The organism is Roseovarius sp. MMSF_3359, from assembly GCF_030733385.1.
Classification (GTDB): Bacteria; Pseudomonadota; Alphaproteobacteria; order Rhodobacterales; family Rhodobacteraceae; genus Roseovarius.
This window is the reverse complement of the sequence record NZ_JASHJC010000018.1, coordinates 36,512-50,916: the sequence shown is the minus strand read 5'-3', so window position 1 is coordinate 50,916 and position 14,405 is coordinate 36,512. Positions and strand designations below refer to the sequence as shown.

Annotated in this window: 14 protein-coding genes; 5 read left to right on the top strand and 9 right to left on the bottom strand. The window is 61.5% G+C overall.

The window, feature by feature from the left end; all coding sequences use genetic code 11:
• Nucleotides 1-40: 40 nt before the first annotated feature.
• Together RBB29_RS19910 and RBB29_RS19905 are read right to left on the bottom strand one after the other, a co-directional pair.
• Nucleotides 41-1,168: a DNA alkylation repair protein gene (locus RBB29_RS19910; RefSeq protein WP_306116667.1), complete on the bottom strand. Its 1,128-nt coding sequence runs from the start codon at nt 1,166-1,168 to the stop codon at nt 41-43.
• Nucleotides 1,169-1,170: 2 nt separating this feature from the next.
• Entirely contained in the window at nt 1,171-1,950 is a 780-nt protein-coding gene (locus RBB29_RS19905; protein ID WP_306116666.1) for an SDR family oxidoreductase, read from the bottom strand.
• A gap of 149 nt (nt 1,951-2,099) precedes the next feature.
• Here RBB29_RS19905 and RBB29_RS19900 point away from each other — a divergent pair, with 149 nt between their 5' ends.
• The gene (locus RBB29_RS19900; RefSeq protein ID WP_306116665.1) at nt 2,100-3,113 is read left to right on the top strand and encodes a Hint domain-containing protein; all 1,014 of its coding nucleotides are present in this window, start codon (nt 2,100-2,102) and stop codon (nt 3,111-3,113) included.
• Between the two features lie 126 nt (nt 3,114-3,239).
• Here RBB29_RS19900 and RBB29_RS19895 read toward each other — a convergent pair whose 3' ends face one another.
• The 3 genes from RBB29_RS19895 to RBB29_RS19885 form a co-directional block, all read right to left on the bottom strand.
• Nucleotides 3,240-3,929, bottom strand: coding sequence for a cyclic nucleotide-binding domain-containing protein (locus RBB29_RS19895; protein ID WP_306116664.1), 690 nt, complete (start codon nt 3,927-3,929; stop codon nt 3,240-3,242).
• A gap of 83 nt (nt 3,930-4,012) precedes the next feature.
• Nucleotides 4,013-4,387 carry a nuclear transport factor 2 family protein gene (locus RBB29_RS19890; protein ID WP_306116663.1) on the bottom strand — a complete coding sequence of 125 codons (375 nt, stop codon included), beginning with the start codon at nt 4,385-4,387 and terminating at the stop codon, nt 4,013-4,015.
• Between the two features lie 161 nt (nt 4,388-4,548).
• Nucleotides 4,549-4,803, bottom strand: a complete 255-nt coding sequence (locus RBB29_RS19885) for a hypothetical protein (RefSeq protein WP_306116662.1) — start codon at nt 4,801-4,803, stop codon at nt 4,549-4,551.
• 101 nt (nt 4,804-4,904) lie between these two features.
• On the opposite strand from RBB29_RS19885, the gene RBB29_RS19880 reads away from it, so the two are divergent.
• From RBB29_RS19880 to RBB29_RS19865, 4 genes are all read left to right on the top strand, one after another.
• A complete protein-coding gene (locus RBB29_RS19880; RefSeq protein ID WP_306116661.1) occupies nt 4,905-6,515 on the top strand; it encodes a peptide chain release factor 3 in 1,611 nt (536 codons plus the stop codon).
• A 228-nt stretch (nt 6,516-6,743) separates the two neighbouring features.
• Nucleotides 6,744-7,511: a VPLPA-CTERM sorting domain-containing protein gene (locus RBB29_RS19875; RefSeq protein ID WP_306116660.1), complete on the top strand. Its 768-nt coding sequence runs from the start codon at nt 6,744-6,746 to the stop codon at nt 7,509-7,511.
• Nucleotides 7,512-7,578: 67 nt separating this feature from the next.
• Nucleotides 7,579-8,214, top strand: a complete 636-nt coding sequence (locus tag RBB29_RS19870) for a hypothetical protein (protein WP_306116659.1) — start codon at nt 7,579-7,581, stop codon at nt 8,212-8,214.
• A 254-nt stretch (nt 8,215-8,468) separates the two neighbouring features.
• Entirely contained in the window at nt 8,469-9,917 is a 1,449-nt protein-coding gene (locus RBB29_RS19865; RefSeq protein ID WP_306116658.1) for a DEAD/DEAH box helicase, read from the top strand.
• Between the two features lie 328 nt (nt 9,918-10,245).
• On the opposite strand, the gene RBB29_RS19860 is transcribed toward RBB29_RS19865, so the two are convergent.
• The 4 genes from RBB29_RS19860 to RBB29_RS19845 all read right to left on the bottom strand — a co-directional run bounded on the left by RBB29_RS19860 (nt 10,246) and on the right by RBB29_RS19845 (nt 14,404).
• Complete coding sequence (locus RBB29_RS19860; protein ID WP_306116657.1) at nt 10,246-11,088, bottom strand: phytanoyl-CoA dioxygenase family protein; 843 nt, start codon at nt 11,086-11,088, stop codon at nt 10,246-10,248.
• 103 nt (nt 11,089-11,191) lie between these two features.
• Nucleotides 11,192-12,862 carry a ribonuclease J gene (locus tag RBB29_RS19855; RefSeq protein ID WP_306116656.1) on the bottom strand — a complete coding sequence of 557 codons (1,671 nt, stop codon included), beginning with the start codon at nt 12,860-12,862 and terminating at the stop codon, nt 11,192-11,194.
• Nucleotides 12,863-12,868: 6 nt separating this feature from the next.
• The gene (locus tag RBB29_RS19850) at nt 12,869-13,639 is read right to left on the bottom strand and encodes a type III pantothenate kinase (protein ID WP_306116655.1); all 771 of its coding nucleotides are present in this window, start codon (nt 13,637-13,639) and stop codon (nt 12,869-12,871) included.
• Nucleotides 13,640-13,654: 15 nt separating this feature from the next.
• Nucleotides 13,655-14,404, bottom strand: coding sequence for a biotin--[acetyl-CoA-carboxylase] ligase (locus RBB29_RS19845; RefSeq protein WP_306116654.1), 750 nt, complete (start codon nt 14,402-14,404; stop codon nt 13,655-13,657).
• Nucleotide 14,405: the final 1 nt, after the last annotated feature.

Genomic DNA, 14,405 nt, shown 5'->3' with positions numbered 1-14,405 from the left:
ACGCCGCCCTACGCGAATGTGATACCCGTTCAGATTGAGGTTACGTGGCGGGGTGCAAATCAAAGCCTGCCTGCGCCACGATCCGGCCATTCACCTGCAGTTCGATCCTGTGGGGTCCGGGATGAAGCGTGAAGGTCGTGGCATTACCCTTGAGCGCGTGTTTTTTGTGCAGCGTGAGAGGCTTGCCGTGCTCGCTGCGTGTCTGTTTGAGCTTGAAGACCTTCCGGCCCGCGCGCCCATTCGGGCGGTGAAAATGCAGGATGTAGTCCACCAGGAGGTTCGACGGCGCGTCGGTCGTGATATGGGCGTCGAAAGCCAGAACGTCGCCGATATGGATGGGGTCGGACGCAATCGAGAGCTCCGCCGCGATCTTGATATCATCCCTGTATCCAAGCTGCCGCAACGCGGCCCGGTCGCCGTTTTTGACCAAGGTGCGCAAGGCATGGCGCGTCATCCACGCCAGTTCCTTTTCGCTTTGCCGCGCCATCTTACGCCACTTCGACAATCGCTCCGTCACCGTATCGGGATGAATTTTTGCGATATCATTCAGATGGTTGGCGACCGATCTTGTCACATATCTCGTGGGATCCGCATGGAGCCTGTCGAGCAAGTCAAGCGGCATCAGGGGATCAAGGTCGATCTTTGCGGCCCAAGGCAGCTTCGGCCGGGTCCCTTCGGACACCAGCCGGCGGACATGATAGTTTTCGTCCCCCGCCCAATGCGACAGGCGCGCCAAGGTCTCCTCGGGCCAGCGGTTCAGGAAGGGCCGGATGTAGAACTCCATCGAGAACCGCTTGGTGGCCGCATGCAGCAGGTCGAGCGCGCGGTCGCGATGATGCTCCAGCCCGTGACGCACAGCCAGAATGCCCGGAACCGCGTGGATGAAACGGCCGAAATCGTCATCTGCCCGCGTCGGGTCCAGTTCCGGCGGCATCGCCGCGTTCAGTTGATCGGCCATCGTCGGGAAATCCGTGGCCAGTTGCGGCTCCAGACAATCCGCGATCCAGTTGAGCCGCGCGAGCAATTCGCGGTCTGCCAGCCCGGCCATCACCTCCGAATGGAACCGTTCGGGATCGAACCCCGGCACCCCGGCGGCAAACTCCGCCGCCAGGTCACCCACGCTATCCGCGTTAAACAGCTGATCCTTCAGCGAAAACCCCTGCGCCACGGTTACATCGTTGAATTGGTGGCACCGCCATCCAGCAGGATGTTCTGCCCGATCATGTAACCGGCATGCTGCGAACACATGAACGCGCAGGTCGCACCAAATTCCTCCATCGTGCCATAGCGCCCGGCGGGGATGGTCGCGTTACGGTTGGCCTTGGCCTGCTCGACGGTGATCCCCTGCGCTTCGGCGGCGGCATTGTCCAGTGACACGGCCCGATCGGTTGCATGAATACCGGGTTGCAAGTTGTTGATAACGACGCCGGAACCGGCAACCTGGCGCGATGTCCCAGCGACATATCCGGTCAAACCAGCGCGGGCCGAATTGGACAGGCCGAGCACCGGCACCGGGGCCTTGACACTAACCGACGTGATGTTGACCACCCGGCCCCAGCCACGGTCCATCATGCCCGGCAGCAACGCCTTCATCAGCGCAATCGGCGTCAGCATGTTGGCATCGAGCGCCTTGATGAAATCGTCGCGGTCCCAATCGCTCCACAGGCCCGGGGGCGGCCCACCCGCATTGGTCACAAGGATATCGACGTCCGCGGCCCGCGCGAGCACCTTGGCCTGCCCGTCCGGTGTGGTCACATCCGTGGCCACGGTCACGACGTCCACACCGAATTCTTCGCGGATGGCTGCGGCGGATGCCTCGAGCGCCTCTTCACCGCGCGCGTTCATCACCAGATCGACACCCGCCTCCGCCAATGCCCGCGCACAGCCCAGGCCCAATCCCTTGGACGATGCACAGACCAGCGCCCGTTTACCCTTTATTCCCAAATCCATGATGTCATTCCTCCGATTTTCCCCCTGACGCATAGCATCCGTAAGCGCAGGATTGCCAGCAAAAGACCCGTGGATTGACCGGACCGCCGGACAACCCTAGTTTATCCCACTGGCCCGAGGGCCGATACGACCAAAAAAACCGGAAACGCATGTCAAAACCACCGCCCGCCCCGATCCAGTCGATCCCCGTGTATCAGGCCGGTGATGTCACTGTGGTCAATGGTGCCAACCTGGGCGATCCGATGTCGTTTGCCGCCGAGTTGGACCTGGATGACACCTACGAGCTGCGGCGCGATGCGACCCCACATCTTTTGTCGCTGCAGACCGACGGCAAAGACGGGTTTATCGTGGCCGAGGATTCCGAGATCGGCGTGCATGGCGCGACGCTCTACCTCGACAGTTGCCTGACGCTGATGTCCGGCAATGGCGTCACGACCGAGGTGCTGATTCTTGTCGAGGTGGACGATGAGGGCGATGTGGAGGCGGTCTATGCCTTGCCGCTGGCCCCGCTGACGCCCCGCCTGGGCTACGCGTTGGTGGGCATCAGCAAGGACGACGCCCGCACCAAGTTTGCCGAGGTGGCCTGCGTTTCCTTCACCCGTGGCACCCATATCACCATGGCCTCGGGCGCCCAGTGCCGGATCGAGGAATTGCAGGTTGGCGATGCGGTTCTGACCCGCGATGACGGGCCGCAGAAGATCCGTTGGATCGGTCATGCGACCGTACGCGCCGTGGGGGATTTTGCGCCGATCCGGATCAAGGCGGGCGCGCTGCACAATGAGAACGACCTTCTGGTCAGCCCCGATCACCGGCTTTTCATCTATCAGCGTTCCGACGCCCTGGGTGCCGGGCGGAAAGAAGTCCTCGTGCGAGCGCGTCATCTGTTGAATGGCGATACGGTGGTGCGGGAGGATGGCGGGTTCGTCGATTACTTCCAGCTTCTCTTTGACGAGCATCAGATCATCTATGCCGAAGGGATCGCCGCGGAGACGATGCTGGTCGACACCCGCACGAGCCCGGCATTGCCCCCGGACCTGAGCCAGCAGATGGCACAATCCCTCGCCAGCCACGACATCCGTGAACATTCGCGTTTCGAGGTCAGCGAGAAGCTCCTGAAACACCCGGATATGGCCAAGCTCCTGAAGCGCGCATCGACACGCTGAGCGGGCAGAGTGCCGCCCTTGCGGTGTAATTCATCAGGCGAGGCGGTCTTTTAGGACGCCCTTCGTTGGCACAGGCCGATGAAGATCACCGCAAGCACCTCCACCCCGGGACTGCGCCGCCCCGCCTCAGGCCCGCGCCTTCATCACGTCGCTCAGGTTCGGCGGGGCCACGGCGAAGGAAACCTTCGTTGCCAAATCCCCCGCGATCATCGCCTCCAGGGCAAGTTTGAACCGCGATGACTTCGCGCTGCGACGGTAGAGGTCGCTATAGCGCCAGCGCAACACCTCGGAACCTTCGGCCAACACGGTCGTCGCAGCACTCCGCCGACCCGTCAGATAGGCGACCTCGCCCACGAAGGTGCCGGAGGGGAGCCGGAATTCCGCGCCCAGCTTCTGCACCCGGGCCGAGCCGTTGATGAGGAAATACAGATGCTCGGTCTCACCGCCCTCGGTCGCCAGTTCGATTTCCGTGTCAGTCACGAAACGATCCGCGCAGCGGACCAGCGATCGGAAATCACCAGGTGTGAGGTTGCCGAATTGCGGATAGATGTCGCGATGCTGCGCCGGGACGATCATCCGCGACCGCTGCGCATAGAGGCTCATCAACCCGAAGAGGTTTGCCGCCCCCATGGCCAGAGAGGTGTAAATCGCCTCCCACAAGGGCGCGTCTGCGACCGTGGCGTAATACCAGATATAAAGCACGGTCCCGGCCAGCACGAAGATGCGTAGCCACACCTGATTGATCGTCAGATATCCGAGCACGAAAGTGCCGCCCGCCAGCAGCACTAGCACCTCGGGCGTCAGTATTGCCCCCATGGTCCCCCCCAAATTCTTTGGCACATAGCAGCCGAAACTTGCCTCTGCGTAAAGAAATTTTTCAGGGGGGAAACAAATGAGGATCAGGCGTCAGGCATGGCGTAGAAGAATTCCTCCCGCACGATCTTGCCATCGGCGACCGTGTAGAGTGCGACTTCCTCCATATCCATCATCTGGCCGCTGCCCTTCTCGCCCGCGGTCATGCGGAAAATCACGGCAAACCGGTCCTCTCCATGGGGCATCGGATCGGAAACATGCGCCTCGGCCACCTCCATCGTGCTTTCCCACCAGTCATGCTTGGCTTTGATCGCCTCGACCCCCTTGGCTTCACGCCCCTGCCCCAGATCGGCCGCCTCCACCGACACGGCATCCGGCGCATAGAGTTTTTCGAGGTTCGCGCGCTGCCGGTCCTCGCGGCATCCGGCGACAAGCTCCTGTGCGATTTCACTCAACTGCATAATGTGATTCCTCCAGAATGTTCTTGAATTGTTCCTATACTTCCCCGGTTTCCCGATTGACGCTACTGACAATTGCAGGCGGTGGCAAAAACCTGCCAGACACACGGAAACACGCCGCTGCAATGTTCGGCAGCGGCGCGTCATCTCTTTGATTTAGAACTCTACTTCTTGTGCTTGTCTGCGAGCTCGTCCGTTACGGGATCGTCGGCTCCGTCGAAAGATGGCTTGCGCGTCTTCATCGCGATCGCCTCGCGGGTCCATCCTTCATCGGCCTTGGGGCCGCCAAAGGGGTCCTTCGCGGCAACATCGTTGCCAGGTTTGGCGTTCTCACCGGGTTCACGCTCGGTCAAAGGCTTTTCCGGTTCGCGTTGACTGTCGAGCACGCGGGTTTCCGACATTTGTTTCTTGGATGGCATGGTTTGGCTCCCTTCTGGGGCAATAACGCGGTTCTGTGGCAGAATGTTCCGATATCCGCTTCATATTGCACCGCCGGGCGACGCGCTCTATACGGCCCCTCATGTTGGATACCGCCCATAACCGCCCCGATCTGCCCCCGGAAATCGCACGCCGCCGGACCTTTGCGATCATCTCGCACCCGGATGCGGGCAAGACGACCCTGACTGAAAAGTTCCTGCTTTTCGGTGGTGCCATTCAGATGGCCGGACAGGTCCGCGCCAAGGGTGAGGCCCGGCGGACGCGCTCGGACTTCATGCAGATGGAAAAGGATCGCGGCATCTCTGTCTCCGCTTCGGCAATGTCCTTTGATTTCAAAAGCTTCCGGTTCAATCTTGTCGATACGCCGGGTCACTCGGATTTCTCGGAAGACACATATCGCACGCTTACCGCCGTTGATGCGGCGGTGATGGTGATTGACGGCGCAAAGGGTGTCGAAAGCCAGACGCAGAAACTTTTTGAGGTCTGCAGGTTGCGCGATCTGCCAATCCTAACCTTCTGTAACAAGATGGACCGCGAGAGCCGCGATACGTTCGATATCATCGACGAGATCCAGGAAAACCTGGCCATCGATGTGACGCCCGCCTCCTGGCCCATCGGAATGGGTGCGGATTTCTTGGGCTGCTACGACATGCTGAATGATCGGCTGGAACTCATGGACCGCGCCGACAGGAACCGCGTGGCGGAAAGCATCGAAATCAACGGCCTTGATGATCCCGCGCTGGCCGACCACGTCCCCGCGGAACTGCTCGACAAGCTGCGCGAAGAGGTCGAGATGGCACGCGAGCTTCTGCCCGCGCTGAACCCGCAATCGGTTCTCGAAGGGCATATGACCCCGATCTGGTTCGGCTCCGCGATCAAGTCCTTCGGCGTCAAGGAATTGATGGACGGCATCGGCACATATGGCCCCGAGCCGCAGCCGCAGCGGGCCGAGCCGCGCGAAATCAGCCCCGAGGAAACCAAGGTTGCGGGTTTCGTCTTCAAGGTGCAGGCCAATATGGACCCCAAGCACCGCGACCGGGTGGCGTTTCTGCGCATGGCGTCGGGGCATTTCAAGCGCGGCATGAAACTCACCCATGTGCGGACGAAAAAGCCGATGGCGGTCTCGAACCCCGTGCTTTTCCTCGCCTCCGACAGGGAACTGGCCGAAGAGGCCTGGGCCGGGGACATCATCGGCATCCCGAACCACGGACAGCTCAGGATTGGCGACACGCTGACCGAGGGCGAAGCACTGCGCGTCTCGGGCATCCCTTCTTTCGCGCCCGAGCTTTTGCAACAGGCCCGGGCAGGTGACCCGATGAAGGCCAAGCACCTCGAGAAGGCGCTGATGCAATTTGCCGAGGAAGGCGCGGCCAAGGTCTTCAAACCCACCTTCGGGTCGGGCTTCATCGTGGGCGTCGTCGGCGCGTTGCAGTTCGAGGTTCTGGGTTCTCGCATAGAATTGGAATATGGCCTGCCCGTGCGGTTCGAAGCCAGTCAGTTCACCTCGGCCCGGTGGGTCAATGGTGACCGGCAGGCGGTGGACAAGTTCACCGAGGCCAACAAGCAGCACATCGCCCATGACCATGATGGCGACATCGTCTACCTGACCCGGCTGCAATGGGATATTGACCGGATTGAACGCGATTATCCCGACGTCAAACTGACAGCGACGAAGGAAATGATGGCCGGGTGAAGTGCCGCCGCGCGCGATTCTCTGACAAGCGCGATACGCGGGTCAAAACCTTGGATGCACACGTATAAATTGCATTCAAGATGCCATTGTTTCGTCAAGGGGAACATTGCCGAATTTTCCCCCGTAATTGTTCCGGCCGCTGCCCCAGAAATGCCACAAACACCCTTGGAGGATCGGCGAAAAATTGCTAACGATTTAGCTGGAACTTTAACGAGTAAGGACATTACGATGACTCTGATCCGCAAACTGGCGTTTGCCGCATGCGTTGCATTCGCCCCCTCCACCGTACTGGCAGCACCGATCGCCGTAGGCACCTACGATGCGCTCGACTATAACGGCAAGCGTTCGGTCTGGACGCCCGGTGGCAACCCGACAACCCATTCCAAGTCGTTCGTGACCGGCAACAAGGCGAGCGCGCTTTGGTCGTTCAACCCCGGCAGCAAGTTCATCTACACCGGAAGCAAAGCCCGCCTTAAGGGTACAGCGACAAACACCGGCCAATCGAACCTGTCGTTCGACTTCGACCTGAAGTTCAACGTCAAGAAGACTGGCAACACGCCCTATTGCCAGCAAGCTGGCGCTGGCAGCATGCACAACTGCGCGACAACCAAAGCCGGCATCGACCCGTCGGACTGGACATATTTCTCGCTGACCTCTGCCATCTTCACCGGTGCCGCCGGCTCGCACATGGAAGGCCTGACCTACAGCCTGGTCAGCAACCCCAAGCACGCCCCGCAAGCAGGTGAAGCCGCCAACGCGCTGGACACAACCGGCACCGGTTTCTCGATGTGGTTCAACTGGACCGTTTCGGGCCAGGCAACTTCGCCTTTCGCGAACCTCTACGACTTCAACCGCTCGGGCAAAGGCGATATCAACATCGACCTGGAAATCGACCCGAATGGTGGTGGCGTCGTGCCGCTTCCGGCCGCTGGCTGGATGCTGCTGGCCGGCATCGGCGGTCTGGCCGCTGCAGGACGCCGTCGCAAAAAAGCGTAACGCCTGCTACACTTAAATTCCGAAGGCCGCCTGACCGGGCGGCCTTTTTCGTTGGAGAGACGCAACAATGCCGCTGCAGAACCGTGTGCTGCCCACCGGAGAGATCATCACCGCGTCCTGGCGCGGGGGTTTCATGGGCAATCGCGGCATCCTGCACGACGATAACCGGAGGCTGAAAACCGCGCGCTGGACCCATCCGCACTGGGTGACATGTGTCCTGAGATACAAGGATTGGCATCGGGAGGTCATGACCCCGCGCCACTATACCGAGTTGTTTTTCCTTGATGAATCCTCTGCCTTGGCCGCGGGTCACCGCCCATGCGGCCTGTGCCGGCGGGCGGATTACACGGCGTTTCGCAGGGCCTGGGCCACGGCGCATAGGGCGCAGGACCTCGATCACGACGACAGGATGCTGCATGCGGCCCGTGTGGATCGGACACGTCGCCACAAACGCTACGAGGCCGAAATCGACACGCTGCCCGACGGCACGTTCCTCTGGCACGAGGGGGCTGCGCATCTGCTTTGGGCGCAGCATCTGATCCGGTTCGACGCGGGCCGCTACATCGCCGCCCTGCCGCGCCCGGCAAGTGGTCGCGTGACCGTTCTGACGCCAAAGCCGACGGTGGCGGCTATGCTGGCCGGGTATAGGCCAGCCCTTCACGCCACGGCAGAACGGCTCCTGGAGGCCCGTTCCAACCGGTGAAATCCGGCCCTTTTCGGTGCAACAAGAACGATAAAAATCGGCCAGGGCCAAGTTATTGTTGCGCCCCCGTCAACAATTCGCGCTCCTGACCGCTCATTTACTCTCATTTTGCGGCGCGCATTGACCCACACCCCTCTCTTCCGGTAAACGCTTGCAAACCGGATCATTTATGTGGATGTCCACAGGCCCGTTCGGGGCCCGATCCGGCTCTCAGACGCGCGGGCCAAGGCAGTGTCCGCAAAAGACGGACACATATGACCAAGTTTTCCGAGTTGAAACTGAACCCGAAGGTTCTGAAAGCCATTGACGAAGCCGGGTATGAAAGCCCCACCCCGATCCAGGAAGGTGCCATCCCTCCGGCCCTTGAAGGACGTGATGTTCTGGGCATTGCCCAGACCGGGACCGGCAAAACCGCCAGCTTCACCCTTCCGATGCTGTCGCTGCTGGCGCGGGGACGGGCGCGGGCACGGATGCCGCGTTCGCTGGTGCTCTGCCCGACGCGCGAACTGGCGGCGCAGGTGGCCGAGAATTTCGACACCTATTCCAAACACCTGAAGCTGACCAAGGCGCTCCTGATTGGCGGCGTCAGCTTCAAGGAGCAGGACCAGTTGATCGACAAGGGCGTCGACGTGCTGATCGCCACGCCCGGGCGGCTGCTTGATCATTTCGAGCGGGGCAAGCTGATCCTGTCGGACGTGAAGGTCATGGTCGTGGACGAGGCCGACAGAATGTTGGATATGGGGTTCATTCCCGATATCGAGCGCATCTTTGGCCTCACGCCCTTTACCCGCCAGACGCTCTTTTTCTCCGCCACCATGGCGCCCGAGATCGAGCGGATCACCAACACATTCCTCAGCGCGCCGGAACGGATCGAGGTCGCGCGTCAGGCCACCGCGTCAGAGACGATCGAACAGGGCGTCGTGATGTTCAAAGCCTCTCGCCGGGATCGCGAAGGCACCGAGAAACGCAAACTGCTGCGTGCCCTGATCGACGGTGAAGGCGAAAAATGCACCAACGCGATCATCTTCTGCAACCGCAAGACGGATGTGGATATTGTCGCCAAGTCTTTGAAAAAATACGGCTATGATGCCGCGCCGATCCATGGCGATCTGGACCAGTCACAACGCACCCGGACGCTGGACGGCTTCCGCGATGGCGCGTTGCGCTTCCTCTGCGCCTCGGATGTGGCCGCACGGGGCCTCGATGTGCCCTCGGTCAGCCATGTGTTCAATTTCGATGTTCCCGGCCATGCCGAGGATTACGTTCACCGCATCGGCCGCACCGGGCGTGCCGGGCGGGACGGCAAGGCGATGATGATCTGCATCCCGCGTGATGAGAAGAACCTCGACGCCATCGAACGGCTGATCCAGAAGGAAATCCCGCGGCTGGACAACCCGTTGAAAACCGAGGCGCCGAGACCCGAGGCGGATGCAGAGAAGGCCGAGAAACCAAAACGCTCTCGGTCCCGCAAGAAGGCCGAGGAACCGACTGAACAGTCCGCTGAGCAAAGGGCCGACGATAAGGCGGCGGCGCAGGAGCAACCTGCGGAGGACAAGCCCAAGTCTCGCGGTCGCGGTGGCAGGGGCAAGTCGGACGGCGGCAAATCGGATCGCGGCAAACAGGGCGGCAACAAGGTTGTCGGCATGGGGGATCACCTGCCCAGTTTCATCGCCCTGAGCTTCGACGACCGCCGCGCGGGCTGAACTTCCGTAAGCACCCACCCCTGGTACTGGGAACATAGCTTTCCTGTGTCGGCGTGAGAGCAATAGCCACTGGCAAAGTCCGCTTTGAGCCCAAAGCGGACGTTCGTGGTTTCCGCCCGCGCGGAATCAAGGCCGAAGGCCGCCGCGCGATCGCCAGACCGCCCGCAAGGGCTGGCGATTTGGTGGGGTCGTGCACCGCACAGAGGTTTTCCGAACTTGGCAAAGATAAAGTGCGTCTCACAACGGTTGATCGCCATCCCGCGGTCTGGCCATCGCGCGGCTCGTTCTTGGATGTCCGGTTGGTCCCGCAAGGCTGCCAAAGACCTCCTCAGTCGATATAGTCATCCGTCCTCTGCCCCGCCCTTTCGTGATGAATAGGCAAAGTCCGGCCATAGAGCTGCTTGGTGCGCTCGGGCGCGCCGACCATTCCCGGCTCTTCGACATAGGAAAAGATCGCCACATAGCGCGGCCGTGCGCCGACGAGCGGCGCCACGCGGTGCAGCGAGTAGCGCCCGCGAAAGAGTTGCAGATCGCCGGGTTCAAGCTCAAGCACTGTCACCCTGTCCGACGTACCTTTGAGCACGCGCGCGACCTCGTCGAAATTCTCGTCACCCTCACGAATGCCCGCCGCATATTCAAACGCCCCGCCGCCTTCGGCGTTCTGAATGGCAAGGGTCACGGTGAAATTGTTGGTGTCAAAATGCCAGGGAAACCCCGGCCCCTCCTTCGCCATGTTGACGATCACATCCGCCAGCGGATCGGCATAGCGATAGAACTGCGCTTCTTGCAGGCAATCGCGGATGAACCCATCGAAGCCCTCGAAATCATGTACCGTCCGCAACGGGCCATCCTTGGCAAAATTATCAGCCGGGATAAACGCGTTCGAGCGGTCAAAGAATTGCCGCCGCGGGTCATCATCGGGCAGGCTCGGGTCATCCTTGGTGAAATAGGCGTTGGTGCGGCTGAAGGATTTATGCCCATTGTCGGCAACCCCGTCCGCCTCGGCGGTGAGGGCCGCCACCCCTTCCGCGGTCAGGAACCCCTTGAGAACAGCACAACCGTCCCGGGCCAGATCGGCACGCACCTGCGCCAATACCGCATCGCGCGCGGCGCCGTCCCGGTGGATCGGATAGCGCGCAAGGTCGATCAGTCGTGTGGCATCGAAAGGCATGGGCGGCACCTCCTCGTGGTGCCTCCCATGAAACGGTGCAGATCAAAGCCGCGTCTTTGCTGTTTTCGACATGGCAGAGGTCGCAAACCGCCTTTGACCGGCCTCAGGCCGACAGGCGGCTGATGATGATTGACACTTCGGGCTTTTTGCCGATCTCGCCCATCGCGCTTTGGCGGGTGACCCGGCGCAACCCTTCTTCGAGCTTATCATCGTCGATCAGCGTCTTGGATCCCGCCCGGCCCAGAAACTGGCTCAGGTCCTCTTCGAGCACATCCACCAGCGGCGCGCGGCTCACCCCGGTTTCCGGCAAGCCCTTGATTTCACACCAGGGTTCGCCCAATGGCTCGTCATCCTCGTCAAGGATCACATTGACCATCACATGCCCGTTGAGCGCCATGCGGATGCGGTCCCGCACCACCCCATCGAGCGCGCCGACCTTGATGCTGCCGTCGAGATAGGTCCGCCCGGTTTCGATATATTCGGCCACCACGGGCGTGTTTTGACTGAGGTCCATCATCATGCCATTCACCGCCAACACACCATAGAGCCGGTTCGACTTGGCCAGTTTCACATGCTCGCGCAGGTGGCGATGTTCCCCGTGCATGGGGATTACCATCTGCGGCTGGATCAGCTTGTGCATCTTGTCGAGGTCGGGCCGGTTGGCATGACCCGAAACGTGGTAGAGCCCGCTGCTGTCGTCGACCACATCGACGCCCATCTCGCTGAACTGGTTGATGATGCGGATCACGCCGCGCTCATTGCCGGGGATGGTCTTGGAGGAGAACAGAAACGTATCCCCCTCGGCCAGCGTGATTCCGTTATACTTGCCCTGAGCCAACTGCGCACTGGCGGCGCGACGTTCGCCCTGGGAGCCGGTCACGATCAGCATCAGGTTCTCGCGTGGAATGCTCTTTGCATCTTCGGGGCTCACGACCTTCGGGAAGCCCTTGAGCACGCCGGTCTCCACGCTGGCCTCGATCATCCGGCGCATCGCCCGCCCCATCAGGCAGATCGACCGCCCTGCCCGCTCGCCCGCCTCCGCCAGGGTTTTCACGCGCGCCACGTTGCTGGCGAAGGTGGTGCAAACGAACATGCCTTTGGCCCCTGCCACCAGCTTTTCGATCTCAGGCCCCACGCTCGATTCTGACCGCCCCTCGGCGGGGCTGAACACATTGGTGGAATCGCAGATCAGTGCCTTGACACCGGGCTTGGCGATATCCGCCCAGACGTCCGGGTCAAACGGCTCTCCCACCACCGGATCGGCGTCCATCTTGAAGTCGCCGCTGTGGACTAGCCGTCCGTCCGGCGTATCGATGACCAGGCCGGAGCTCTCTGGAATCGAATGAGAAATCGGCACGAAACCCACCTTGAACGGTCCCGCTTCGGTCACCTCGGGCCAGGGCGACACAGTGCGCACGGCCTTTTCCGGGTGGCCGTGTTCCTCCATCTTGCGGCGGGCGATATTGGCGGTAAAAGCGCGGGCATAGATCGGCGCGCCAAGAGCTTCGTAGTAATGAGCGACGGCGCCGACGTGATCCTCGTGGGCATGGGTGATGAACACCGCCTCAAGCTGGTTCTTGCGCTCACTGAGCCAGGAAATGTCGGGCAGGATCAGGTCCACCCCCGGGCTGCCATCCATATCCGGGAAGGTCACGCCCAGATCGACAAGGATCAGGCGCTCTTCATCCGGTTTCCCATAGCCATAGACATAGGCGTTCATGCCGATTTCGCCCGCCCCGCCAAGCGGCAGGTAAATCAGTCTTTCACTGCTCATGGGGCCTCAGCCCTCCTTGTTATAATCATGAATCACGGTTAGGCCGTGCATCGTCAGATCGTCTTCGATCACATCAAACAGGTCCTCGGTCTCGGCAAAGAGCGGCGCGAGGCCACCGGTGCCGATCACTTTCATGTCGCGATCACGTTCCGCCTTGATCCGCGCGCAGCACTCCTTGACCAGCCCGATATAGCCCCAGAAGACCCCCGATTGCATGCAGTCCACCGTGTTGGTGCCCACGACCTTCTGCGGCTTGGTGATGTCCACATGCGGCAGGGCGGCGGCGGCCATGTGCAACGCCTCAAGGCTCAGGTTCACACCCGGTGCGATCACCCCGCCAATATAGTTGCCGTCCTTGGATACCACATCAAAGGTCGTCGCCGTGCCGAAATCCACGACGATCAGGTCACCGCCGTGCCGGGAAAATGCACCCGCGGAATTGACCAGCCGGTCCGGCCCCACGATTGTGCCTTCATCCACGCGCGGCTCCGCCGGGAGGCGGCATTCGGGCTTGCCGACTACAAGCGGGCGACAGCCAAAGAAACGGTCAGCAAAGACACGCAGGTTGAACACGACACGCGGCACTGTGGAGGAGATGATCACATCGGTGATCTCAACGTCAATCCCGTAATGTTTCACCAGCGTCGAGTACCAGGTGAAATAGGCATCCGCCGTGCGGGCATGATGGGTCGAGGTGCGCAGGGTGCACAGGAATTTCCCACCATCCCAGATGGCAAAGACGGTATTCGTGTTGCCGCAATCAATTGCCAGAAGCATGACAGCCTGCCTTCGTCAGAAAAACACGTCGGCGGCCGGGATGGCCACGCGCGATTTGGCCGTAGATAGTACAAGATTGCCCGCCGCGTCCACCGTTTCAAAGGTGCCGGTCACTTCGTCGCGGGTGGTGCGTGCGGTCACCACCTCCCCCAGGCGGGCCGCCCGGGAGAGCCAGGCGGTGCGGATCGGATCGAAGCCGTAGGTGGTGAACTGCGCCTCGTAGCGGGCGTAGGCGGGCGCGAGCAGGTCGAGGAATTCCTCGGGCGTGATCGCGACACCGGTTTCCGACAGGAGCGAGACAGGTCGCGTGGCGCCCTCTTCGACCTCGGGAGCACCCGGCGCTTCCTTGAGGTTCACACCGATCCCGATGGCAAAATGGGTAAGCCGCCCGCCGCTGCCCGCGCTTTCGAGCAGGATACCGGCCAGCTTGCCACCGTTCAGCAGCACGTCATTGGGCCATTTGAGCGAAAACGGCTCCGCCCGACCGGTTGCGGCGACGAGCGCATCGTAGAGGGCCAGCGAGGTAACGAAGGACCTGAGCGCGACCTTGTCGGGTGTTTCGCCCGGGTGCATGACCAACGTGGCCGCGAAATTACCCTTGGGATTGACCCAGCCCCGCCCACGCCTGCCCCGCGCGGCGGATTGTTCGAGTGCGAGGATCCATTCCGGGCCGGCAAGACCGGGGGCGATCCGCGCCGCTTCGGCATTGGTGCTGTCCACGCGGGCCAGCACCCGTTTGCCATAGCCCTCGGGCCAGTCATTCATC